Below are 24,299 nucleotides of genomic sequence, written 5' to 3'. Positions count from 1 at the left end.
CTCGGAGGTTCTCGGACCATGCACATCTCACCTCGGTGGGCGTTGCTCGGTGCTGCCCTGGCGGCCCTCGTCTCGCCCCTGCTCGTCCAGCCCGCACAGTCGGCGGCGCCCGCCTACGTCGCCCTCGGCGACTCCTACTCCTCGGGCACCGGCACGCGCTCCTACATCGACGACGGCACGGAGTGCCAGCGCTCGACACAGGCCCACCCCAGCCTGATCGCGGCCGGTCGCGGCTACGAGCTCAACTTCCGCGCGTGCTCCGGAGCCACGATCCCGGACGTCACCGGCAGCCAGCTCAGTGCGCTGAGCGCGGCCACGAGCTTCGTCACGATCTCGGTCGGCGGCAACGACGCCGGCTTCGCCGACGTGCTCACCGAGTGCGCGCTGCCCGGCTGGGCGAGCGACTGCGACGGGGCGATCGACGGGGCGCAGGCCTTCGTCGACGGCACGCTGCCCGCCCAGCTCGCGAGCCTCTACGCCGACATCCGCGGACGGGCGCCGTCGGCGCAGGTGACGGTCGTCGGCTACCCGCGCATCTTCATGGGCGAGGACTGCAACGCGCTCACCTGGTTCTCGCCGGAGGAGGAGGCGCGGCTCAACGCGATGGCCGACCTCATCAACGCGCGCACGGCGTCGGCCGCCTCGGCCGCGGGCTTCCAGTTCGCGAACCCGACCAGCGCCTTCACCGGCCACGCGGTCTGCGACGACCCGGAGTGGCTCAACGGCCTCTCGAACCCGATCTCGGAGAGCTACCACCCCAACGCCCTGGGCCACGCCAACGGCTACACGCCGGTCGTCAGCTCGGTGACGGGCCTCGCCCTCGCGGTCACGCCGAGGCTCGAGGCGGAGTCCGACGCGACCGCTGCCGACCAGGCCGCGCTCCAGCGCCAGTACGCCGCTGCCGACCGCGGCATCGAGCCCGACGAGTTCGTCGCCCCCGACCTGTCCTCGCCCGCGGTCCGCAAGGCCGCGCGCGAGGCCGGCGTCGACCTCGACCGCTTCATCGCCCGCAGCGAGCGCGCCGCCCGCTGACCGCTCGGACGAGTCGCGGGGGTCGAGTTCCCGGACCATGACAACCTGACGACGTCCCGACACGTCGAGGGAGCATGAGTCCAGAGATCGACCTCCGCGACCGGCTCGACCACGAGCTGGGCGACCTGCCGGACCTGCCCGCCGGCCACTACCTCCAGCAGGGCCGACGGGTGCGCCGCCGTCGCCGCGTGCTGGCCGCCGGCGCGGTGGCGGCCATCTCGATCGGCGCCGCGCAGCTGCTCGCGCCGGGCAGCGCCGATCGCACCGACTCGATCGCCGTCGAACCCACGCCGGCGCCCCCGACGCCCGCCGTCGAACCCACGCCGGCGCCCCCGACGCCCGCCGTCGACCTCGCGGCCGACCCCGACTTCGTCGCTCCCGCTCCCAGCAACCCGGTCGAGGCGCAGGAGGGCCTCGACGGCGTGGACTGGTTCACCACCGACGACATCCCGCAGTGGGCCCAGGAGTACGGCAACCACGGCCCGATCTCCGTCAGCCCCGAGGGCCGGCTGTGGATCGCACCCGAGGCGACCATCCGTCGCATCGTCGTCGACCCCTACCCGCCTGGCGAGCACGGCATCGTGTCTTCCTGGGCCGTCGAGGCGCACTGCACCTGCTTTCCGGAGGACATGACCGACGACATCGGCTGGGTGATCGTCTCCAGTGGTGCCAACGGGCAGAGCCAGGGCGGCACCATGGAGGTTCCGGGGTGGGTGACCGACGACTTCGAGCTGTGGGTCGACGGTGCCACCGCTCAGGTGCAGGAGCGGCCGACGATCGGCGAGAGGTTCGCCCACTTCGCGGACCGCCGCACCGGTCGGATGGTCGCGGGCGCTCCCGGCGTGACGCTGGTGCAGCAGGTTCCCGACGCCGACCTCGGCTCCGGCCGGGTGACGCACACCCGCGCGGGGGCCGCCGAGGTCGAGTACGACGGCCAGACCTTCTACGTCGTCGGGGTCGACCCCGACGAGGGCGCCCCCTGGTACCAGTGGTGGACCGGCGACACCCAGCCCGACTTCGACGCGTTCCTCACGTTCCTGAGGGGCAACTGGTGAGCGCCGCCGACGAGACGTACGTCGAGTTCGTCACCGCGCGCCAGGCGGCCCTGCGCCGCATCGCGTACGCCGTGTGCCGCGATGACGCGCGCGCCGAGGACGTGCTGCAGGAGGCCCTCGTCAAGCTCTACCTCGCGTGGTCGCGCGTGCAGGGCACCGGTCGCGAGGAGGCCTACGTCCGCCGCATCATCGTCAACGCCGACCTCGACCAGCGCCGCCGGCCGTGGCACCGCCGCCGCTCGTCGGTCCCGCTCGAGCTGGTCGACGGCCCGGCGCGGTCCGGCGCGTCGGCCGAGGACCGGATCGAGCTGCTCGCCGAGCTGCGCCGGCTCCCGCCGATGCAGCGCCGCACCGTCGTGCTGCGCTACTGGCTGGGCTTCTCCGTCGAGGACACCGCCGCCGAGCTCGGCATCACCGAGGGCACCGTCAAGAGCCACGCGTCGCGCGGCCTGGCAGCGCTGCGCGCACGAGTGGAGATGCCCCTCGACGTCGGGTGAGCTGTGGACGGGCCGGGCGAGCCGTCGGTGCGGGTTGGTAGACAGAGGGCATGACCACCGACACCGCCGTCCCCGACGACGTACGCCGCTCCTCCCGCGAGGCGGCCGAGCGCCACCTGCGCGCGCTGGTCGGACGTGACGACGCCTCGCTCCGGGAGGACCAGTGGGCGGCCATCGAGGCGCTCGCCGTCGACCGCCGCCGCGCGCTCGTCGTGCAGCGCACCGGGTGGGGCAAGTCGGCCGTCTACTTCGTGGCGACCAAGCTGCTCCGCGAGGGCGGCGCCGGGCCGACCGTGATCGTGAGTCCGCTGCTCGCCCTGATGCGCAACCAGATCGCGGCGGCCGAGCGCGCCGGCATCCGCGCGGTGACCATCAACTCCACCAACATCGACCAGTGGCAGGTCATCCAGGACCAGATCCACGCCGGCGAGGTCGACGTGCTGCTGGTGAGCCCCGAGCGCCTCAACAACCCCGGCTTCCGCGACGAGGTGCTGCCGCGGCTCGCCGCGACGTGCGGCCTGCTCGTGGTCGACGAGGCCCACTGCATCTCCGACTGGGGCCACGACTTCCGTCCCGACTACCGCCGGCTGCGGACGTTGCTGGCCGAGCTGCCGTCCGGCATCCCGGTCCTCGCCACGACCGCGACCGCCAACGCCCGCGTCACCTCGGACGTCGCCGAGCAGCTCGGCGTGCACGCCGACGGAGCCGCCGACTCGCAGGTCCTCGTCCAGCGCGGCACCCTCGACCGGGAGTCCCTCCGACTCGGGGTCGTCCAGCTGAAGACGCCCGAGCAGCGGCTGGCCTGGCTCGCCGACCACCTCGCCGAGCAGCCGGGCTCCGGCATCGTCTACTGCCTGACCGTGGCGGCGACCCAGGAGGTCGCGGGCTACCTCCGCGACCGCGGGCTCGAGGTCGCGGCCTACTCCGGGCAGACCGAGGCCGACGAGCGGCACGGTCTCGAGCAGGCGCTGGTCGACGGCCGGGTGAAGGCGTTGGTCGCGACGAGCGCGCTCGGCATGGGGTTCGACGCCAGCCTCGGCTTCGTGATCAACCTCGGCGCTCCCGCCTCGCCCGTGGCCTACTACCAGCAGGTCGGTCGCGCCGGCCGCGGCACCGACGACGCCACCGTCGTGCTGCTCCCGCAGATCGAGGACCGCGACATCTGGGCCTACTTCGCCTCCCTCGGCTTCCCGCGCGAGGAGCAGGTGCGCGAGACGCTGGCCGCGCTGGCCGGGTCCGACCGCCCGCTGTCCACCGCGACGATCGAGACGCGTGTCGAGCTCGGCCGCAACCGCCTGGAGTCGATGCTCAAGGTGCTCGACGTCGACGGTGCCGTGCAGCGCGTGCAGGGCGGGTGGGTCGCGACGGGACGGTCGTGGGACTACGACGCCGAGCGCTACGCCCGGGTCGCCGAGGCGCGCGAGCGCGAGCAGCAGGCGATGCTCGGCTACCTGAGGACCACCGAGTGCCGGATGCGCTACCTCCGCGAACAGCTCGACGACCCCGACGCCGTCGACTGCGGGCGGTGCGACAACTGCGGCGGACTCACCCTGTCGACGTCGGTGAGCGAGGCTGCCGTCGCCGAGGCAGGTCAGCGGCTGTCCCGGCCCGGGGTGGTGGTGGAGCCGCGACGCATGTGGCCGACCGCGCTCGCCAACCTCGGTCTCGACCTCAAGGGCAAGATCGCCGAGGGCGCCGAGCCCGGTCGCGCCGTCGCCCGGCTCACCGACCTCGGCCACGGGCAGGCGCTGCGGGCGCTGTTCCGCGAGGACACCCCCGACGGACCGGTCCCTCCCGGCCTGGCCCAGGCGGTGATGGACGTGATGAAGGACTGGTCGCCGGAGTGGAAGGCGCGCCCGGACGCCATCGTGGTCGTCGAGTCGGCCACCCGCCCGACCCTCGGCCGCGACCTCGCCGACAACCTCTCCCGGGTGATGCAGGTCCCGATCGTCGGCACCTGGGCCATCCGCGACGACACCGTCCCGCCGCGGGCCGGCGCGTCCAACTCCGCGCAGCGCGTCTCCGCCGTACGCCGCCGGGGCGCGCTCGACGCCCAGGTCCCGCCGGGCGCGACGGTCCTCCTCGTCGACGACCAGGTCGCGACGGGATGGACCCTCACCGTCGCTGCGACCGAGATCCGCGCCGCCGGGGCCGCCGCGGTCCTCCCGCTGGTGCTGGCGACCCAGGGCTGAGCGGTCACGACCCGTCGGACAGGGGCCGCCGGTGCAGTCGCGTCGCGAGGAGCCGGCGCTCGGCGTCGTTGGTGGTGAGCTCGAGCGCGCGGCGGTTGGCGGTCGCGGCCTCGTCGTCGCGACCCACAGCGGTGAGCAGCTCGGCGCGGGTCGCGTGGATGAGGTGGTAGCCGTCGAGCGGGCCCGCGAGCGGATCGAGCAGGGCGAGCGCGTCGACCGGGCCGACCACCTGCGCGCGGGCGACGGCCTGGTTGAGGCGCACGACCGGCGAGGGGTCCCACCGCGCGAGCTCGTCGTACAGCAACGAGATCTGCAGCCAGTCGGTCTCCGCCCAGCTCGCACCGGTGGCGTGGACCGCGGCGATCGCGGCCTGGAGCTGGTAGCGCCCGGGGCTGCGGAGCGAGGCGGCGCGCTCGATCATCCGCTCACCCTCGGCGATCGCGGCGTGGTCCCAGAGCGAGCGGTCCTGGTCGCGGAGCAGGACGAGGTCGCCGTCGGAGAAGCGGGCCCGGCTGCGGGCGTGCTGGATGGTGAGCAGCGCGGCGAGGCCCCAGGCCTCTGCCTCGTCGGGCAAGGCGGTCGCGACCACCCCCGCGAGCCAGACCGCGTCAGCGGCCAGGTCGCGGTCCTGCGTGGGACCCGTCGACGACACGAACCCCTCGTTGAACATCACGTAGACCACGGCCAGCACGTCGTCGAGGCGGTCACCGAGCTCCGACCGGGGCGGGACCGTCAGGCTGATGCCGGCGGCCACGACCTTGCGCTTGGCGCGCACGATCCGCTGCGCGAGCGTCGACTCGTGGGTGAGGAACGCCCGCGCGATCTGCGGGGTTGTCAGGCCCACGACGGCGCGGACGGTCAGAGCGAGCCGGGCCTCGGGCGCCAGCGCCGGGTGGCAGCAGGCGAAGAGCAGCGCGAGCCGGTCGTCGGTGTCGCCCGCGCAGGTGTCGTACGCCGGGGGGGCGGCGTGGTGGGCGAGTGCCCGCTGCCGGTCGCGCAGGCGCATGCCGTCCATCGCGTTGCGGGTGGCCGCGACCTGCAGCCACGCGCCGGGGCGGTGCGGGGCGCCGTCGCGCCGCCACGTCGTGAGCGCCTCGACGACCGCGCCCTGGACGGCCTCCTCGGCGAGGTCGAAGTCGCCGAAGCGCCGCGTCAGCCGCGCCACCAGCGGGCCGGCCTCCTCGCGCAGGGTGCGCGCGAGGAGGTCGTCCGTGCTGGAGTTCGTCACGCGCGGATCACTCGAACTGGGAGTAGTCCTCGACCATCGGCCGGATCTCGACGGCCACTCCCGGCAGGTCGAGCAACGGCCAGGACTTCACCACCGCGATCGCGGCGTCCATGTCGGCGACATCGATGACGCTGAAGCCGCCGATCACCTCCTTGGCCTCGTTGAAGGGCCCGTCGACGACGACCGCTCCGGCCGGGTCGTGCTTCACGGTGGTGGCGGTCTCGACGCCGAGCAGCTCGGCGCCGGAGTCGGCCATCACGCCGGCGTTCTCGCCGAACCACTCGTAGACGCGCTTGTAGATCGCCTGCGCGGCCTCGGGGTCGGCACCCGCGGCCAGGTCGGGGCGGGAGGTGTACATCAGGACGTACTTCATGGCTCGTGCCTCTCTGTCGCGGCCCCGCCTCCCGGGGCCCGTCACCACCTCGTCGCCGCCCGCCGCCGCAGATCGACAGCCTGCGAGAACTTTCTCGGGAGATCTTCCTCCGCTCGCGCGGATCCGTCATGCGATGTCGAACTCACGGGCGCCGATCGGGATGACGGACCGCGGCAGGCTCGCGACGGAACGACAGCGGCCCGCCCTCCCGCAGGAGGACGGGCCGCGGGCGTCGTACGGACGACCTGGCTCAGTGGCCCATCACGGCGGTCGGGTCGACCGGGGCGACCTTCTTGCGGGGCAGGAAGGCAGCCGGGATCAGGCAGCACGCGACGAGCACGGTGGCCACGATGAACACCGTGGCGAACGCGTCGGCCATGTCGCTGGTGACGAGGCTCGGGAGGTTGGCGAGCTGGTCCTGGGTCAGGCCGAACTTCTCCAGGATCGCCGCCACCGCGGACTGGTCGTCACCGGCCGCCTGGAGCGCCTGGCCTGCGGCGACGTAGTCGGAGCCCTTGAGCTGGTTGGTCAGGATCACCGAGAAGAGCGCGGTGCCGATCGAGGCCGCGACCTGCTGGCTGATGTTGAGCAGCGTCGAGCCGCGGGCCACGGTGTGCGCGGTCAGCGTCGCCAGCGCGGCGGTCATGATCGGCATCATCGTGCCGCCCATGCCGAGGCCCATGATGAAGAGCGCGCCCAGGATGTAGACGTAGGACGTGTCGGCACCGATCTGGGTGAACATCGCCATGCCCACGGTGATCACGGTGACGCCGACGAGGACGATCTTGCCGGGGCCGATCTTGTCGGCCAGGATCCCGGCGATCGGCATCGTGATCATCGCGCCGACGCCCTGCGGGGCCAGCAGCCAGCCGGTGTCGAGGGTGCCCTCGCCGCGGACCTGGATGAAGTAGAGCGGGAAGAGCAGCGAGGCGCCGAAGAAGGCGATCGCGAACAGGCTCATCGCGATGATCGCGACCGTCATGTTCTTGTTCTGGAACAGGCGCAGGTCGACGAGCGGGTGGAGGTTGCGCGCGCCGAGGGCCCACGGCACGAAGGCGACGATGAGGATCGCGCCGATGATCATCGGGATGAGCACCCGGGGGCCATCGCCGTGCCCTCCTCCGGGATCGAGCTGACCCCGAAGAGGAAGAGCGCGAGGCCCGGCGACAGCAGCAGCATGCCGACGAAGTCGAAGCTCTCGGACGGCTCGACGTCGTCCTTCGGCAGCACGATCACGGCGTAGATGATCGCCAGGATGCCGATGGGCAGGTTGATCAGGAAGATCCAGTGCCACGAGGCGGACTCGATGAGCGCGCCGCCGATGATCGGGCCGAAGATCGGGCCGAGCAGCATCGGGATGCCGAGCACGGCCATCACGCGGCCGACGCGCTCGGGGCCGGCGGCACGGGTCAGGATCGTCATGCCCAGCGGCATGAGCATGCCGCCGCCCAGGCCCTGGAGCACCCGGTAGATCACGAGCAGCTCGAGCGAGCTGGCGGTGGCGCACAGCACCGAGCCGGCGGTGAAGAGGCCGACGGCGATGAGGTAGAGGCGCTTGGTGCCGAAGCGGTCGGCGGCCCAGCCCGTCAGCGGGATGACGCTGGCGAGGGCGAGGGTGTAGCCGGTCATCGTCCACGCGACCTCGGCCGCGGTGGCGTCGAACTCTTGCTGGAAGGTGTTGAGCGCCACCGAGACGACGGTGATGTCGAGGATCGACATGATGGCGCCGAGGACGACCACGCCGGCCACCATCAGCACGCCCTTGTCGAGCTTGTCGGAGTTCGCCGGCTGGGTGTCGCCGGACTGGAGCTGGGTGTCTGTCACGCCTCAACGGTATTGGTTGCCACTGACAACGACCCAATCCTTTTCGGGGTGGGCTGGATCACTCGAGAAGGGGTGCTCAGGCGTAACAATCCGCTGCCAGACTGCGCCCCGAGACGGACCTTTGCACCCGAGTCTCACGGTTGTCGGCCCGGATCTGGGCCGACAAGCGGGGGAGTCACCGGATATCCGGGGACCGCCGAAGGGTCAGGCGCCGTCCAGGTCCTCGATCCGGGCCAGGCTCGGCCCGCGCACGAGCCGGATCTCCTCGGCGCGCTCCTCGACCTCGCGCATCACGCGCAGGGTGTTGCGACAGGTCAGCCGGGCGAGGTCGTCGTGGGACCAGCCGCGGTCGGCGAGGGCAGCGAGCAGGACCGGGTACGCCGAGACGTCCTCGAGGCCGGTCGGCAGGGTCTCGACCCCGTCGTAGTCGCCGCCGAGCCCGACGTGGTCGATCCCGGCGACCTCGCGCACGTGCTCGACGTGCGCGACCACGTCGTCGAGCGTCGCCGCCGGCGCGGGGTTGTCCTCGAGCCAGCGGTCCTCGAACGCGGCGAAGCGCAGGCCGTCGGACTCGGGCACGCCCTGGGCGGCGGCCGCCGCCACGAGCGCGCGGTGGTGGTCGGCGCAGTCGGCGTTCACGAACTTCGGCACGAAGGTCACCATGCACACGCCTCCGCCGGCCGCCATCGAGGTGAGGACGTCGTCGGGCGCGTTGCGCGGGCTGTCCGTGACCGCGCGCGCCGAGCTGTGGCTGAAGATCGCCGGTGCCTCGGTCACCTCCAGGGCGGCGCGCATCGTGTCGGCCGAGACGTGGCTGAGGTCGACCATCATCCCGAGCCGGTTCATCTCCCGCACCACCTCGCGGCCGAAGGCGGTGAGCCCCCCGACCGCCGGGGTGTCGGTCGCCGAGTCGGCCCACGGGGTGTTCGCGTTGTGGGTCAGCGTGAGGTACCGGACGCCGAGCCCGAACAGCTGGCGCAGCGTGCCGAGCGAGCAGTCGATCGAGTGCCCGCCCTCGGCACCCATCAGGGAGGCGATCCGGTCGCGCGACCACGCGTCCTCGACCTCGTCGGCGGTGGTCGCCCACGCGAGCTGGTCGGCGTACGTCCCGGTCAGCAGCCGCGCCGCGTCGACCTGCTCGAGGGTGGCGGTCACCGCGTCGCCGCCGGTGAACCGGCACGGCACGTACACCGACCAGAACTGCGCGCCCATCCCGCCCGCACGCATCCGCGGCAGGTCGGTGTGGGTCGGCGTGCCGCCGGTGCCCACGTCGAGGCGGGAGAAGTCGTACGCCGTCTCCGCGCGCGCCGTCCACAGCAGGTCGTTGTGGCCGTCGATCACCGGGTGGGCCGCCAGCAGGCTGGTCACGTCGACGTTCATGGCCCCGACCGTAGCCGGTGGGAACTCCGTGTCGGTGCGGCGCGTTACCGTCCCTGTTGCCTTCCTTGCTGGTGGAGCAGCGAGCGCAGCGAGCGTGTCGAGACCGAGACCGAGAGGTGCCTGCATGACCTTCGTCCCGGTCACCGGTCCCGCCAGGCTGCTGGCGGGGGAGCCGCCCCGGGAGGGCTCGATCGAGTTCACCGACGACCGGCGCACCATCGTGATGCCGATCCGCGGGGCGCTCCCGGTGCTGGCGAAGGTCCGCGACCGGGCCGACCTGCACCCGTCGGTGCAGCTGCTGGCGGGCGCGGCACTCATGGGGCTCCAGCTCGTCGCGCAGGGCCGGTTCGCGCCCGACCCCGAGGGCCGGCACTGGCAGGTCGCCGGCCTCGACGCCGACTCGGAGCGGCGCATCCTCGACCTCGCGCGCGCCCGGGCGGGCGACGGCTTCGACGAGTCGACCGCCGAGGGGATGGTGCGTGGCGTCCTCGACGCTGTGGTCGACACCATGCCGCGCACGACCCCGGGCAACGCCCGTCGTACGACGCGACCGCGGGCGGTGGCGGTCCCGGGGACGAGGCCCAGCCCGGACGCCTTCAGCGACGAGCTCCAGCAGCGCATCGCCCGGCTCCGCTCGCGAGGTCGCGACGACCGCCCGCACCTGGTGACCATCTCGTTCCGCGTCGAGGCCGACGAGGAGGAGCTGGTCGCCGGCGCGGTCCGGCTCGTCCTGCAGGTGCACGCCGCCGACAACGCCGCACACCTCGCGGACGCCTCGGAGCTCTGGGCCGACACCGGCCCGGAGGCCGCGCACGGCTTCGGCGACCGGGCCCGCACCCACGCCGCGATCGCGCTGCGCTCCGCGGCCGACGCATGGCCGGTGCTCGACCGGCTGCTCGACCTGCGGGTGCCCGACGAGATCACCCTCGACACCGACGAGATCCTGTCGCTGCTCGACTCGGGTGCCGCCGCGCTCAACGAGGCTGGCCACCCCGTGATGTGGCCGAAGTACCTCGACCGCGACGTCACCCAGCGCGTCGAGCTCGGTCGTCAGAAGTCGGCGACCGGCACCCGCGAGGAGGCGCTCAACGACGGGCTCTTCGGCACCCAGGCGCTCTTCGGCTTCGAGTGGCAGCTCTCCCTCCACGGCGAGGAGCTCACCGAGGCCGAGATGGACGAGCTCGCCCACACCACCAGCCCGATCATCAAGCTCCGCGACAACTGGGTCGCCGTCGACTCGGGCGTCATCAAGCGTGCCCGCAAGCGGCTGATCCGCTCGATCACCCCCGTCCAGGCGCTCGCCGCCACCCTCACCGGGGTCGTCGACATCGAGGACGTGCCCTACGAGGCGGTCGTCGGGGCGAGCCTGCTGAAGGCGCGCGACCGGGTGCGCGACGCCGCGACCGGCGAGCCCGTCGAGGTGCCGGCGGCGCTCCACGCCGACCTCCGCGACTACCAGCGCCGGGGCCTCACCTGGCTCGCCGAGCTCACCTCGCTCGGCCTCGGCGCCTGCCTGGCCGACGACATGGGACTCGGCAAGACGATCACCCTGATCGCGCTGCACCTGCACCGTCGCGAGGGTGGACACGGCGGACCGACCTTGGTGGTCTGTCCCGCGTCGCTGCTTGGCAACTGGGAGGCCGAGATCCGTCGCTTCGCACCGGGAGTGGCCGTACGCCGCCACCACGGCAGCGCCCGCGACCTCGACGGCGTGACGTCGGGCTTCGTGCTCACGACCTACGGGACGATGCGCAACGACGCCGAGCTCCTCGCGGCCGTGCCGTGGGACCTGGTCGTGGCCGACGAGGCGCAGCACATCAAGAACTCCCGGTCCGCCGCCGCCCGCGCCCTCCGCACCATCCCGAGCACCGCGCGCGTCGCGCTGACCGGCACCCCGGTGGAGAACGACCTCACCGAGCTCTGGTCGATCCTCGACTGGGCGATCCCCGGGCTGCTCGGGAGCCGCGGCGCCTTCCGCAAGGTGTGGGCGGGGCCGATCGAGTCGGGCCTCGAGCCGACCAAGGCACGCCAGTTCGCCGACCTCATCGGCCCGTTCCTCCTGCGCCGCCGCAAGTCCGACCCCGGCATCGCGCCCGAGCTGCCGCCGAAGACCGAGACCGACCACGTCCTCGGCCTGACCCGCGAGCAGGTCGTGCTCTACGAGACGCTCGTGCGCGAGTCCATGCGCCGCATCGAGGAGGCCGACGAGGACACCCGTCGCGGCCTGGTCCTCAAGCTGCTCACCGGCCTCAAGCAGATCTGCAACCACCCCGCCCACTTCCTGCGCCAGGCCAACCCCAAGCTCCGCGGCCGCTCGGAGAAGCTCGAGCTGCTCGACGAGCTCGTCGGGACGGTGGTGGCCGAGGAGGGTGCCGTCCTCGTCTTCACCCAGTACGTCGCCATGGCAGACCTGCTCGTCCGCCACCTCGGCACGACGGGGGTGCCGCACCAGTTCCTCCACGGCGGGACGCCCGTGCGCGGGCGCGAGGCGATGGTCGCGCGCTTCCAGGCGGGCGAGGCGCCGGTGTTCCTGCTGTCGCTCAAGGCCGGCGGCACCGGGCTCAACCTCACCCGCGCCGACCACGTCATCCACTTCGACCGCTGGTGGAACCCGGCCGTCGAGGACCAGGCCACCGACCGCGCCTACCGGATCGGCCAGACCCGGCCCGTGCAGGTCCACCGGTTCGTCACGCAGGGGACCATCGAGGAGAGGATCGCCGAGCTCCTCACCCGCAAGCGCTCGCTCGCCGACTCGGTGCTCGCCCGCGGTGAGACCGCGCTGACCGAGCTCACCAACGCCGAGCTCCGCGACCTCGTCGAGCTCAGACGATGAGCACGGCCACCCATCCCCGGCTCGCCCCGCGGCGCGGCGGCGGCAGCGGCACGTGGTGGAGCAAGGCCGTCCTCCGCGCCGTCGAGGAGGCCGCCTTCAGCCAGCAGGACCTCCGCAAGGGCCGGGCGATGGCCCGGGCGGGGGACGTCGGCTCGATCACCGTGTCCGACGGCGGTGCGGTCGCCGCGGTGACCGACGGCCACGACGCCTGGACCGTCGAGGTGACCGTGCCGGTGCTCGACCACACCGACGCCGCGGCCTTCATCGAGCTCGTCGCGACCGAGTCCGGCCGCATCGGCGCGCTGCTCACCGGGCAGCTGCCCCACTCCTTCGTCGAGGCCGTGGAGGAGGCCGGCGTCGAGCTCCTGCCCTACGGCGGCGAGCTGGGCTCGGCCTGCACGTGCGACGCCTGGCTCGACCCGTGCCCCCACGCGCTCGCGGTGCTGACCCAGCTCGCGTGGCTGATCCAGGCGGATCCGTTCGTGCTCACCCACCTGCGCGGGCTCTCGCGCGACCGGGTGCTGCGCGACCTCCACGAGCTCACGGCCCGGCACGCCCCGAACCCGTCGCTGGGACGTGAGTCTCCCGGGGACTCACCCCCGGGCGCGGCGTCGTACGACGACCACGCGGGCGACGAGCCCGACGACCTGGCGGTCGCCCAGGACGCCGCCGAGCGCGCGGCGCGGCTGCTGCAGCTCGACCAGCCCTTCGACGCGATCTGACCTGCCCGGCCGGCGTCAGCGAGCCTCGGTGGTGCCGCCCGGGCGGGCGCCGAGCTCCTCGTCGAGGCGGAGCAGGCCGGGGCCGTCGTCGTTGATCAGCTTCACCCGGCCGACGATCTCGCGGACCGTGGCCTCCTCCTCGATCTGCTCCTCGAGGAAGAAGTTCAGCAGCGGGCGGGAGTCGAGGTCGCCCTCGGACTCGGCGAGGCGGAACAGGTCGCGGATCGAGGCCGAGACCTTCTCCTCGTGCGCGAGGGCCGCCTCGAAGGCGTGGAGGACCGAGCCGACGACCGGGGTGGGTGCGGAGGTCGCGCCGATGCGCGGGTGGTTGTCGCGGTCGGCGACGTGGTCGATGAACTTGTTGGCGTGGACGATCTCCTCGTCGGCCTGGTGGCGGAACCACAGCGCCATGCCGGGGAGGTCCATCAGGTCGACCTCGATCGCGAGCTGGCGGTAGACCAGGGACGCCTGGAACTCCAGGGTGATCTGCGCGTTGAACGCGTTCTCGAGACTCTCGCTCAGCTTCATGGCGAGAAGCGTAGCGAAGGCGGGTCAGTCGAGACCGAGCGCTCCGTGCGCCATCTCGCGCAGCACGTCGTGCATCTGCGGGTCGGGCAGCCGACCGCTGTGCGGCGTGGAGTTGAGCAGTCCGAAGAGGACGTGGGCGCGCGTGCGAGCGGCCTCGGGACCGAGCCGGTCGTCGTGGCGGCGCAGCTGGGTGGCCCACACGTCGACGTAGGAGCGCTGCAGCGCCCGCACCCGCTCGCGCGCCTCGTCCGGGAGACTGCTCCAGTCGCGGTCCTGCACGACGATGAGCGGTCGGTGGGCCAGGGCGAACTCGATGTGCCACTCGATCAGCGCCACGAGCGCCTCGCGGGCACCGGCGGCGGTCGAGACGCGGCTGCGGCCCTCGGAGAGGAGCGTCTCGCTGATGGTCACGAGCATCTCGGCGAGCATGGAGTCCTTGGACTCGAAGTGCTTGTAGAGCGCCGGACCGGAGATGCCGCAGGCCGAGCCCAGCTCGGCCACCGAGACGCCGTGGAACCCGCGCGAGGCGAACAGATCGGCGGCGATGTCGAGGATCTGCTGGCGGCGGGGTGTCACGAGCTCGAGGTTAGTGCCGCCGGACGGGTCTCGCGGAGCTCGCGGTGTCGGCGGGCGCACAGGCGCCTCACGTCCGGCGAGCGGAATCACGCGAACCCTCCCTGATCAGTGCTTCCAGTGGGCCGCACCCCCGCGGCGGCCCACTGATCCCAAGAGCACACCCTCCCGCCCACGAGTGTGCGTGCGTCGGGGCCCGTTGGCCAGTGGTGCCAGCACCACTTTCGTGACCGACGCCTCCTCCGGGACCGCCCGCACGGGCCGTCGCGACGACACGGTGTCGTGACGGTGGTGCCTGCTCTACCGACGTACGGACCGAGCCGTGGCTACAGTGCGCGCATGCCGCAGATCCGAGTCGTGCTCGCCGAGGACGGCGACCTGCTGCGGGCGGGGGTGCTCGCCCTGCTCGACGGGTACGACGACCTCGACGTGGTGGCGACCGCGACCAGCCTGCCGGAGCTCCTCGCGGCCGTCGACGAGCACCGCCCCGACGTCCTGCTGACCGACATCCGGATGCCGCCCGACTTCACCGACGAGGGGATCCGCGCGGCCGGCGAGCTGCGGCGCACGCACCCGGAGATCGGCGTCGTCGCCCTGACGCAGTACTCCGACGTGGAGTACGCCCTCGACCTGGTGCGCGACGGCAGCGACGGGCGCGGCTACCTCCTCAAGGAGCGCGTGGCCGACGTCGACGAGCTGGTCTCGGCGCTCCGCACGGTCGCGGCCGGCGGCTCGGTCATCGACCAGATCGTGGTCGACGCGCTGATGGCCACCGGCACCCGCCGCCACGACTCGCTCCTCGACCGGCTCACGCCGCGCGAGCTCGAGGTGCTCGGCATGGTCGCGCGCGGGATGACCAACGGGGCGATCGCCGGCGAGCTCGTCATCACCGACCGTGCGGTGGAGAAGCACATCAACTCGATCCTCACCAAGCTCGACCTGCCGGCCGACGCCCCGGTCCACCGACGGGTGGCGGCCACGCTGGTCTTCCTCAGCGAGGCGGGCGTGGGCGGCGGGGTCGCACCTCGTCGATGAGGCGCCTGCTCTCCGGCTGGGACGGCCTCGACCCCGCGCTGCGCTGGCTGCTGCGCATCAACCTGATCGCGCTGACCTCGGCGACGATCCTGCTGGCGGCGGCGTACCTCGCCGGGTTCAAGCACACCGCGGTCGAGATCGACCTCGCGGTCATGGTGGTCTCGATCGTGCTGATGCTGGTGACGCCGCCGCTGTGCACGCGCTACGGCGCTCCGGCCGCGATCATCGGCCTCACGCTGTCGGCCTGCCTCTTCGCAGCCGGCGGCACGTGGGCGACGCCCAACCTCGCGCCGCTCACCGTGCTGCTGACGATGGTCCCGCTGCTGGTCGGCTTCCCCTACCTGACCCGGCCGTGGATCCGCGCCCTCATGGTCGTCGCGGTGGTCGGGAGCGCGGCGGTGGCCGGGCTGGGCGAGTGGCGTCGCGTCGACAACCTCAACGAGCTCTGGTGGGTCAACGCGATCGTCATCGCCGTCTCGCTGCCACCGGGCGTCGCCGTCGTGGTGTTCCTCGTGCGCGACGCCTACACGCGGCTCCGCGACCAGTCGGTCCAGCTCGCCGAGTCGCGCACCCGCGTCGTCGAGGTCGCCGACGCGGCCCGGCGCAGCATCGAGCGCGACCTGCACGACGGCGCGCAGCAGCGCCTGCTCGCCATGAGCGTGACCATCGAGCGGGCCCGCAAGGAGCTGCTCGCGGGTCGCCACGAGAGCGCCACGGCGCTGATGGGACAGCTCGCCGCGACCAACCGCGAGGTGCTCACCGAGCTGCGCGAGCTCGCCCGCGGCATCTACCCGCCGCTGCTCACCGAGCGCGGCCTGGTCGCGGCGCTGCAGTCGACCGCGCGCCGCTCGACCGTGCCGGTGACCCTCGACGTCGCCGACTTCGAGCGCCCGAGCAAGCAGGTCGAGGTGGCGGCGTACTTCTGCATCCTCGAGGCGCTCACCAACGCCGCCAAGCACTCCGGCGCGACCGAGGTGCTGATCTCGGTGCGTGGCCTGCCGCACCTGTCGTTCGTGGTCTCCGACGACGGCAAGGGCTTCGACCGCAGCCTGGTGGACCCCGGTGGCCTGCTCGGCATGGAGGCCCGCGCGGCCGCGGCCGGCGGCACGCTCCGCCTGGAGACGGCCCCCGGCTGGGGCACGACGCTGCGCGGGGAGTTCCCGCCCGGACCGCCTCCCGGCCAATGGACACCGGAGGTTAACGATCGCTAACCTGACGGGGTGTCCGAGCCCGTAGCAGCCTCCTCGCCGCCCACCATGCGTGACCTCGTCGACGACCTGCGCGCCCGGCTGGCGAGGGTCCGCCAGGGCGGGTCGGAGGCGGCGCGCCAGAAGCACACCGACCGCGGCAAGCTCCTCGTCCGCGACCGCGTCGACCGGCTGCTCGACCCCGGCAGTCCCTTCCTCGAGCTCGCGCCGCTCGCGGGCTACGGGATGTACGGCAAGGACGGCGACGACTACGCCGTCCCGTCCGCCGGCGTCGTCGGCGGCATCGGGCTGGTCTCCGGCCTGCCCTGCGTGGTCGTCGCCAACGACGCGACCGTCAAGGGCGGCACCTACTACCCGATGACGGTGAAGAAGCACCTGCGCGCGCAGACGATCGCCGCAGAGAACCACCTGCCCTGCATCTACCTCGTCGACTCCGGCGGCGCGTTCCTGCCGATGCAGGACGAGGTCTTCCCCGACCGCGAGCACTTCGGCCGGATCTTCTTCAACCAGGCGAACATGTCCGCGCAGGGCATCCCGCAGATCGCCAGCGTCATGGGCTCGTGCACCGCCGGTGGGGCCTACGTCCCGGCGATGTCCGACGAGACCGTGATCGTGCGCAACCAGGGCACGATCTTCCTCGGTGGTCCGCCGCTGGTGAAGGCCGCGACCGGTGAGGTCGTCACGGCCGAGGACCTCGGCGGCGGTGACGTCCACGCCCGCACCTCCGGCGTCGTCGACCACCTCGCCGACGACGACGCGCACGCGCTGGCCATCGTCCGCTCGATCGTCGACACGCTCCCCGCCGCGACCCCGGCGCGGGTGCCGGCCACCGGTCCGACGGGGGAGGTGGAGGAGCCGCACGAGCCGCCGGAGTCGCTCTACGACGTCGTGCCGACCGACACACGCACGCCCTACGACGTGCGCGAGGTGATCACGCGCCTCGTCGACGGCAGCCGCTTCCACGAGTTCAAGAAGCTCTACGGCGACACGCTGGTGTGCGGCTTCGCGCGGATCCACGGCCACGAGGTCGGCATCGTCGCCAACAACGGCATCCTCTTCAGCGAGTCCGCGCTCAAGGGCGCCCACTTCATCGAGCTGTGCAACCAGCGCAGGATCCCGCTCGTGTTCCTGCAGAACATCACCGGCTTCATGGTCGGGCGCGAGTACGAGAACAAGGGCATCGCCCGCGACGGCGCCAAGCTGGTCACCGCGGTGGCGTGCAGCGTCGTCCCGAAGTTCACCGTCGTCATCGGCGGCTCGTTCGGTGCCGGCAACTACGGCATGTGCGGGCGCGCCTACGACCCCCGCTTCCTGTGGATGTGGCCCAACGCGCGGATCTCGGTGATGGGCGGCGAGCAGGCCGCGTCGGTCCTCGCGACGGTCCGCACCGACCTCGAGGACGAGGCCGCCGTCGAGGCGTTCAAGGCCCCGATCCGCGAGCAGTACGAGACCCAGGGCTCGCCCTACTACGCCTCCGCCCGGCTGTGGGACGACGGGATCATCGACCCCGCCGACACCCGCCGGGTGCTCGGCATGGCCCTCGTCGCGACGTCGTACGCCCCGATCCCCGAGCCGTCCTACGGCATCTTCCGGATGTGAGTGACATGAACACCCTCCTCATCGCCAACCGCGGCGAGATCGCGCTGCGGGTCATCCGGACCGCGAAGCGGCTCGGCTGGCGGACCGTCGCGATCCACACCGACCTCGACGAGCGCGCCCTGCACGTGCGCGCCGCCGACGAGGTGGTGCGGGTCGGGTCCTACCTCGACATCGACGCCGTCGTCGCAGCCGCGCGCGAGTCGGGTGCCGGCCACGTGCACCCGGGCTACGGCTTCCTGTCCGAGCGCGCCCCCTTCGCGCGGGCGCTGGCCGAGGCCGGCATCACCCTGGTCGGTCCGTCGGCCGACGTGATGGACGCGATGGGCCGCAAGGACGCCGCCCGGGAGGTCGCGGTGGCGGCCGGGGTGCCGGTGGTGCCGTCGTACTCCCTCGAGGAGGATCCCGCCTCCTTCGCCTATCCCGTCCTGGTCAAGGCCGCGGCCGGCGGCGGCGGCAAGGGCATGCGCGTGGTGGGTCGCGTCGAGGACCTCGCCGAGGCGCTGGCGGCGGCCCAGCGCGAGGCGCGGTCGTCGTTCGGCGACGACACGATGCTGGTGGAGAAGTACGTCGAGTCCGGCCGCCACATCGAGGTCCAGGTCATGGGTGACACCCACGGCACGGTGCTCCACTTCTTCGAGCGCGACTGCTCGACCCAGCGGCGGCACCAGAAGGTGCTGGAGGAGGCGCCCGCGCCGACGATCACCGCCGAGCAGCAGGCCGCGATCACCGCGTCGGCCGTCGCGCTCGCCGAGCAGTGCGGCTACACCGGCGCCGGCACGGTCGAGTTCCTCCTCGACAACGCGACCGGCGAGTTCTACTTCCTCGAGATGAACACCCGCCTCCAGGTCGAGCACCCGGTCACCGAGGAGGTCACCCGGGTGAGGGGCGAGCGGGTCGACCTCGTCGAGCTCCAGCTCCGGGTCGCGAGCGGGGAGCCGCTGGGGATCGTGCAGGGCGACATCACGCTCGAGGGCCATGCCATCGAGGCCCGGGTCTACGCCGAGGACTCCTTCCACGGGTTCCTGCCGCAGGCCGGCGTGGCGACCCACGTGAGGTGGCCGGGCGAGGGCGGGCTGGTCGGGGAGGACGTCCGCGTCGACCACGCCCTCGAGTCCGGGCAGGAGGTCAGCGCGTCCTACGACCCGATGCTGGGCAAGGTGATCGCGTGGGGCGCCGACCGCGAGGCGGCCCGCGAGCTGCTGGTCGAGGCGCTTGACGAGACGGCGATCCTCGGGCTCACCACCAACACCGGCTTCCTCAGGACGCTCGTCGACAGCGAGGCCTTCGCCTCTGCCTCCATCGACACGGCGTGGCTCGACCACCACCCGCTTCCCGAGCCCGACGACGCGGGCGCGCGCGCCCTCGCGGGGGTCGTGCTGGGGGTGGCGCTCGACGCCACCCCGCGTGGCCCGTGGCAGCCGGACGGCTTCCGGCTGGGTGGCGATCGCGGCCGCCTCACCGAGTTCGGCCGGGACCTCTCCGGGACCGGCTGGTTCGCCAGGCCGAGGTCCGCGGAGGGAGTGCAGCGCGTGGGCTCGATGACCCACGGCGACGGCTACGTGCTCCGCGGCCGGGACGGCACCGAGGTCGTCGTCCGCGGCCAGCGCTTCGTCCTCGACCGTCACGACCCCTTCGCCGACACGGCCGCGGCTGCGGGCGACGGCACCCTGGTCGCACCCATGCCGGGCACCGTCCTCGCGGTCAACGTCGCCGAGGGGCAGGTCGTGGCCGAGGGTGAGACGCTGGGCGTGATGGAGGCGATGAAGATGGAGCTCGCGCTCAAGGCACCCTTCGCCGGGACGGTCACCGCGGTCGGCGCCACGGTGGGCGACCTCGTGAAGCTCGGCGCCGCCCTCTTCACGGTGGAGGAGTCGTGAGCCTCCCGATGCAGGTCCCGGCCGAGGGCATGCCCGAGCGGGTGACGATCTACGAGGTCGGGCCACGAGACGGCCTGCAGAACGAGTCCGCGATCGTCCCGGTCGACGTCAAGGCCGAGTTCGTACGACGACTCGTGGCCGCCGGCCTCCCGATCGTCGAGGCCACCAGCTTCGTCCACCCGGGGTGGGTGCCGCAGCTCGCGGACGCCGCTGAGCTGATGGCCGACCTGGGCGAGGAGGGCCGCCGCCTCCCCGTGCTGGTGCCCAACGAGCGGGGCCTCGACCGGGCGCTCGAGCTCGGCCTCGAGCACATCGCGATCTTCGGCAGCGCGACCGAGACCTTCGCGAGCAATAACCTCAACCGCACCTTCGACGAGCAGTTCGCGATGTTCGAGCCGACCGTCGCCCGCGCCCGTGAGGCCGGGATGGACGTCCGCGCCTACGTCTCGATGTGCTTCGGCGACCCGTGGGAGGGCACCGTGCCGGTCGAGCAGGTCGTCAGCGCCGGCACCCGGCTCCTCGACCTCGGCGCGAGCCAGCTCAGCCTCGGCGACACCATCGGGGTCGCCACGGCCGGCCACGTCAAGGCGCTCGTCGCGGCGTTCGGCGAGGCCGGCGTCGGCACCGACCGGCTCGCCATGCACTTCCACGACACCTACGGCCAGGCGCTGGCCAACACCTTCTCCGCGCTCCAGGCCGGCATCACCACCTTCGACGCCAGTGCCGGCGGGCTGGGCGGCTGCCCCTACGCGAAGTCCGCCACCGGCAACCTCGCCACGGAGGACCTCGTCTGGATGCTCGACGGCCTCGGGATCGCGCACGGCGTCGACCTCGCGGCGGTCGTGGGGACCAGCACCTGGATGGCCGGCCACCTCGGTCGCCCCAGCCCCAGCGCCGTCGTACGAGCCCTCGGAGGGTCACTGGCACAATCAGCCCCATGAGCCGTGTCGTCCACCTGCACATCGGCGCCCCCAAGACCGGGACGACCTACCTCCAGGACCGGCTGATGCTCAACGCCGCCTCGCTGGCACGCCACGGCGTGACCGTGCCCGGCCCGCGCGCCGGTCGCACCGACCTCTTCCACTTCCGCGCCGCGCTCGACCTCCTCGAGCAGGACTGGGGCGGGGCCGCGGGCCACGCCAAGGGCGGCTGGGACGCGATGGTGAAGCGGATCAACCGCGCCAGCGGCAACGTCGTGGTCAGCCACGAGATCCTCGCGGGCGCCAAGCCCGACAAGATCGCCAAGGCGATGAACGACCTCGCCGGCAACGAGGTCCACATCATCTACTCCGCCCGCGACCTCGGCCGCCAGCTGCCGGCTGCGTGGCAGGAGTCGATCAAGCAGGGCCGCAAGTGGCCCTTCAGGCGCTTCCTCACCAAGGTCGAGCGCGGCCAGACCTGGTTCTTCAACGCGATGGACCTGCCGCGGGTGCTGTCGCAGTGGGGCGCCAAGCTCCCTCCCGAGCGCGTCCACGTCGTCACCGTCCCGCACGACCGCGGGCCCAACGGCGACGAGCTGTGGCTGCGCTTCTGCCGTGCCTTCTCGATCGAGCCGTCGTGGGCGCCGCTCGACTCCGAGCGCGACAACCGCTCGCTCGGGATCGCCGAGACCTCGCTGCTGCGCAAGCTCAACCGGCGCCTCGAGCTCGGCGTGTGGCGCGAGCCGGCCTACGACAACCTCATCCGCGAGGTGCTCGCCCAGGAGGTGCTCGTCTCGCGCACCGCGATCCCGGTGCGGCTGCCCCCCGAGCGCTACGAGTTCGCGGAGGAGCGCGCCCAGATCTGGATCGACTGGATCAAGGGCAGCGGCGTCGACGTCATCGGCGACCCCGAGGACCTGCGCCCGCACCGCCCGGCCGAGGACGAGGTGTGGCGCGACCCCGACCGCGTGCGTGCCAAGCTCGAGCTCGGTGCCGCGCTCGACGCGCTGACGGTGATGACGCAGGAGGCCGCCAGCCGCGCCACGGCGGAGACGATGGGCGGCCGGCTCCGCGACACCGCTCGTCGGCTGCGCGACCGTTGAGCAGCCGTGCCCACGCGTGGGTCGCGCACCTGCGGGAGGGCGGTACGACGCCCTGGCTGGCGTTCGCGGGCAGCCTGACCGAGGGTGCCGAGCCCGCCTCGCGCAGCCTCCCCGGCGCCCAGCAGCTCGAGCTGCTGCGCCGGATCAACGTCGCGCTGGAGTCGAGTGCGCAGACCCGTGGCGACCACCACCGCGAGCGCACCCGACTCGCCGACCGGGTGCTCGCCGCGCCCGCCGCCGGACGCGGCAAGGCCGACCTCCCGCTCGTCGGGCTCGACGGGACGACCGGGTTCGGGCCGCGGGCGGTCGACCCGGAGCACGTGGGCGCCCACGAGCTGCTGCGCGTCGCGAGCGTGCTGCTGGCCGACGACCTCGTCGGCCTCGGCCCCGACCCGGTGCGCTCGAGCTGGGCCCGGCCGTGGCGGCGGCGCTTCCGCCTCGTCGGCGACCCGGTCACGGCCTCGGCGCTCCGCGAGCACCTGCTCGCCCAGGGGCGACCCGAGGGCGGGCCTCGCCCGTTCCTCGTCGCCGTCGGCGGCCCGCTCGACGAGCTGCTCGCCCGCACGTGGACCCAGCGGTGCTTCGAGACCGGCACCAAGCCCTTCGCCGAGTGGCTGCGGTTCTGGCGCGAGCGCGACCAGCTGCCCGCCCGCACCGACCTCGTCGCGTCCGTGCGCCGGTGGAACGCGCGGCGGCCCTTCGTCCGGATCGTCACCGACGCGGACCGGCTGCCCCGCCAGCTCGGCGTACGCCACCTGCCGGAGGTCCGCGTGCCCGGCGCCGACCAGGCCGAGCTCGCCCGCCGGATCGCCGCGGTCGTCGGGCTGAAGGTGCCCAGGGCCGAGCGACCGGGCCTGCTGCGGACGCTCCAGCAGCGGATGCCGTCGAGCGGCGCCGCGCCCGTCGCCGTACCCGCGCGGGAGCAGGAGTGGGTCGCCGCGTCGGCCGACCGGATGGGCAGGAACATCGCCCGCGCTGGCTACCCTGTCGTCGGCGACCTCGCCGACCTCGCTCCTCGGGCATCGACCTCATCTGCCGTCGACGACCAGCAGGTGCTGGACCTGGCGATCAGGATGGTCGTCGATCCGACGTGGCGCACGACCGCAGGGCAGGCGAAGGGGGTGGAGCGGTGAGCAGGCGAGTGCTGCTGCACGTGGGCTGCCCCAAGACCGGCACCTCCTACCTCCAGGACGTCCTCTTCCGGAACCAGAAGGCGCTGCGCGAGCACGACATCCTCTACCCCGCGGACCGCTTCGACGCGCACTTCCTCGCCGCGCTCGACCTGATGACGCTGCCGTGGGGCGGCCTCGAGACCGAGGCCGTCGGTGCCTGGGACCGGCTCGCCGCGCAGGTGCGCGAGTGGCACGGCACCGCGATCGTCAGCCACGAGATCTTCGCCCGCGCGACCCCGACGCAGGTCGAGCGCGCGCTCGCCTCGCTCGGTGACGCCGAGGTGCACCTGGTGCTGTCCGTGCGCGACCTGGTCCGCCAGATCCCGGCGGAGTGGCAGGAGAACGTCAAGCACCGCAGCCACATCACCTATGCGAAGTTCCTCCAGACGATCCGCGACCCCGGCCGCGACTCCAAGATCGGCTCGTGGTTCTGGGCGGTGCAGGAGGTCCCCGACATCCTCGACCGGTGGGGAGCGTCGCTCCCGGCCGAGCGGGTGCACCTCGTGACCGTGCCCCCGTCCGGCTCCGACCGTGGTGAGCTGTGGCGCCGGTTCTCCCACACCTTCGGCCTCGACGGGCTCGAGCTCGACCTCACCGCCGAGCGGGAGAACCCCTCGCTCGGCGTCCCCGAGACCTCCCTGCTGCGCACGATCAACCAGCGGGTCACCTCGATCATCGCGCCGCCGGACTACCGCCCGCTGGTGCGCGAGGTGCTCGCCCACCAGACCCTGTCGCGCGGCGTCGCGTCGGCCCGGCTCGGCCTCGCGCCCGACGACCACACGTGGGCGCAGGACCTCTCGCGTGGCTGGGTGTCGGTGCTCGAGGAGCGGGGCTACGACGTCTCCGGCTCGCTCGAGGACCTCGTCGGCCCCGACCTCGGCACCTTCGCCGACCCCGACACCACCACGGCCGAGGAGCTCCTGCCCCCCGCGCTCGACGCGATCGGCGCCCTGCTCGTCGAGGCCGCGCGCCTCCGCGACGTCGAGGAGCGGCTGCACGAGGAGCTCCGCGAGGCACGCGAGGAGCGTGACCGCGCGCGTACGACGCCGACCTACCGCGCGAAGCGCAAGATCGTCACCACCCTCGAGGACTCCGCCGCCGGGCGGGGCACCCTCGACGCCTACCGCCGCGTCCGCAGGCGGGGCTGA

The 24,299-nt window shown here is 72.9% G+C and carries 21 protein-coding genes; 14 read left to right on the top strand and 7 right to left on the bottom strand.

The window, feature by feature from the left end; translation table 11 throughout:
• The first annotated feature begins 18 nt into the window (after positions 1-18).
• The 4 genes from BLV76_RS07025 (at position 19) to BLV76_RS07010 (ending at position 4,776) form a co-directional block, all read left to right on the top strand.
• Positions 19-1,032 (top strand): SGNH/GDSL hydrolase family protein, encoded by a 1,014-nt coding sequence (locus tag BLV76_RS07025; protein ID WP_090968483.1) that lies wholly within the window; start codon positions 19-21, stop codon positions 1,030-1,032.
• Positions 1,033-1,106: 74 nt separating this feature from the next.
• Positions 1,107-2,087, top strand: coding sequence for a hypothetical protein (locus BLV76_RS07020; protein WP_090968482.1), 981 nt, complete (start codon positions 1,107-1,109; stop codon positions 2,085-2,087).
• Entirely contained in the window at positions 2,084-2,584 is a 501-nt protein-coding gene (locus BLV76_RS07015; protein ID WP_245734581.1) for a SigE family RNA polymerase sigma factor, read from the top strand. The genes BLV76_RS07020 and BLV76_RS07015 overlap by 4 nt, the downstream gene beginning before the upstream one ends.
• 50 nt (positions 2,585-2,634) lie before the next feature.
• Positions 2,635-4,776, top strand: a complete 2,142-nt coding sequence (locus tag BLV76_RS07010; protein ID WP_090968481.1) for a RecQ family ATP-dependent DNA helicase — start codon at positions 2,635-2,637, stop codon at positions 4,774-4,776.
• 4 nt (positions 4,777-4,780) lie between these two features.
• Here the strand turns inward: BLV76_RS07010 and BLV76_RS07005 are convergent, their stop codons facing one another.
• The 5 genes from BLV76_RS07005 to BLV76_RS06990 form a co-directional block, all read right to left on the bottom strand.
• Entirely contained in the window at positions 4,781-6,004 is a 1,224-nt protein-coding gene (locus BLV76_RS07005; RefSeq protein WP_090968480.1) for an RNA polymerase sigma factor, read from the bottom strand.
• Between the two features lie 7 nt (positions 6,005-6,011).
• Positions 6,012-6,377 (bottom strand): YciI family protein, encoded by a 366-nt coding sequence (locus BLV76_RS07000; RefSeq protein WP_090968479.1) that lies wholly within the window; start codon positions 6,375-6,377, stop codon positions 6,012-6,014.
• A gap of 250 nt (positions 6,378-6,627) precedes the next feature.
• Positions 6,628-7,473, bottom strand: coding sequence for an MFS transporter (locus tag BLV76_RS23040; RefSeq protein ID WP_245734580.1), 846 nt, complete (start codon positions 7,471-7,473; stop codon positions 6,628-6,630).
• Entirely contained in the window at positions 7,458-8,201 is a 744-nt protein-coding gene (locus tag BLV76_RS23035) for a DHA2 family efflux MFS transporter permease subunit (protein WP_245734579.1), read from the bottom strand. Before BLV76_RS23035 ends, BLV76_RS23040 begins: the two co-directional genes overlap by 16 nt.
• A gap of 204 nt (positions 8,202-8,405) precedes the next feature.
• On the bottom strand, positions 8,406-9,581 hold the full coding sequence (locus BLV76_RS06990) for a dipeptidase (protein ID WP_090968478.1): 1,176 nt from the start codon (positions 9,579-9,581) through the stop codon (positions 8,406-8,408).
• Between the two features lie 124 nt (positions 9,582-9,705).
• Between BLV76_RS06990 and BLV76_RS06985 the strand changes: the two genes are divergently transcribed.
• Both BLV76_RS06985 and BLV76_RS06980 read left to right on the top strand, forming a co-directional pair.
• Entirely contained in the window at positions 9,706-12,414 is a 2,709-nt protein-coding gene (locus BLV76_RS06985; protein WP_090968477.1) for a DEAD/DEAH box helicase, read from the top strand.
• A complete protein-coding gene (locus BLV76_RS06980; protein ID WP_090968476.1) occupies positions 12,411-13,136 on the top strand; it encodes an SWIM zinc finger family protein in 726 nt (241 codons plus the stop codon). The genes BLV76_RS06985 and BLV76_RS06980 overlap by 4 nt, the downstream gene beginning before the upstream one ends.
• Positions 13,137-13,151: 15 nt before the next feature.
• Here the strand turns inward: BLV76_RS06980 and BLV76_RS06975 are convergent, their stop codons facing one another.
• Together BLV76_RS06975 and BLV76_RS06970 are read right to left on the bottom strand one after the other, a co-directional pair.
• Positions 13,152-13,664 carry a ferritin gene (locus BLV76_RS06975; protein ID WP_090968475.1) on the bottom strand — a complete coding sequence of 171 codons (513 nt, stop codon included), beginning with the start codon at positions 13,662-13,664 and terminating at the stop codon, positions 13,152-13,154.
• Between the two features lie 24 nt (positions 13,665-13,688).
• A complete protein-coding gene (locus tag BLV76_RS06970; protein ID WP_090968474.1) occupies positions 13,689-14,240 on the bottom strand; it encodes a TetR/AcrR family transcriptional regulator in 552 nt (183 codons plus the stop codon).
• Between the two features lie 336 nt (positions 14,241-14,576).
• Here BLV76_RS06970 and BLV76_RS06965 point away from each other — a divergent pair, with 336 nt between their 5' ends.
• Genes BLV76_RS06965 through BLV76_RS06930 form a run of 8 tightly spaced genes read left to right on the top strand, consistent with a single transcriptional unit; the run spans position 14,577 to position 24,299 of the window.
• Positions 14,577-15,272, top strand: coding sequence for a response regulator transcription factor (locus BLV76_RS06965; protein ID WP_090968473.1), 696 nt, complete (start codon positions 14,577-14,579; stop codon positions 15,270-15,272).
• Complete coding sequence (locus BLV76_RS06960; RefSeq protein WP_090968472.1) at positions 15,269-16,483, top strand: sensor histidine kinase; 1,215 nt, start codon at positions 15,269-15,271, stop codon at positions 16,481-16,483. The genes BLV76_RS06965 and BLV76_RS06960 overlap by 4 nt, the downstream gene beginning before the upstream one ends.
• Positions 16,484-16,492: 9 nt before the next feature.
• Positions 16,493-18,079: a carboxyl transferase domain-containing protein gene (locus tag BLV76_RS06955; protein WP_281246153.1), complete on the top strand. Its 1,587-nt coding sequence runs from the start codon at positions 16,493-16,495 to the stop codon at positions 18,077-18,079.
• 5 nt (positions 18,080-18,084) lie between these two features.
• A complete protein-coding gene (locus BLV76_RS06950; RefSeq protein ID WP_090968470.1) occupies positions 18,085-19,956 on the top strand; it encodes an ATP-binding protein in 1,872 nt (623 codons plus the stop codon).
• Positions 19,953-20,897, top strand: coding sequence for a hydroxymethylglutaryl-CoA lyase (locus BLV76_RS06945; protein WP_245734578.1), 945 nt, complete (start codon positions 19,953-19,955; stop codon positions 20,895-20,897). The genes BLV76_RS06950 and BLV76_RS06945 overlap by 4 nt, the downstream gene beginning before the upstream one ends.
• Complete coding sequence (locus BLV76_RS06940; protein WP_090968469.1) at positions 20,894-21,979, top strand: hypothetical protein; 1,086 nt, start codon at positions 20,894-20,896, stop codon at positions 21,977-21,979. The genes BLV76_RS06945 and BLV76_RS06940 overlap by 4 nt, the downstream gene beginning before the upstream one ends.
• Complete coding sequence (locus tag BLV76_RS06935; protein WP_090968468.1) at positions 21,976-23,112, top strand: hypothetical protein; 1,137 nt, start codon at positions 21,976-21,978, stop codon at positions 23,110-23,112. The genes BLV76_RS06940 and BLV76_RS06935 overlap by 4 nt, the downstream gene beginning before the upstream one ends.
• On the top strand, positions 23,109-24,299 hold the full coding sequence (locus tag BLV76_RS06930; RefSeq protein WP_090968467.1) for a hypothetical protein: 1,191 nt from the start codon (positions 23,109-23,111) through the stop codon (positions 24,297-24,299). Before BLV76_RS06935 ends, BLV76_RS06930 begins: the two co-directional genes overlap by 4 nt.

Origin of the sequence: Nocardioides exalbidus, from assembly GCF_900105585.1 — a bacterium.
Taxonomy (GTDB): Bacteria; Actinomycetota; Actinomycetes; order Propionibacteriales; family Nocardioidaceae; genus Nocardioides; species Nocardioides exalbidus.
Note: the sequence above shows the minus strand (reverse complement) of the source record. Positions and strands in the feature narration are given on the sequence as shown.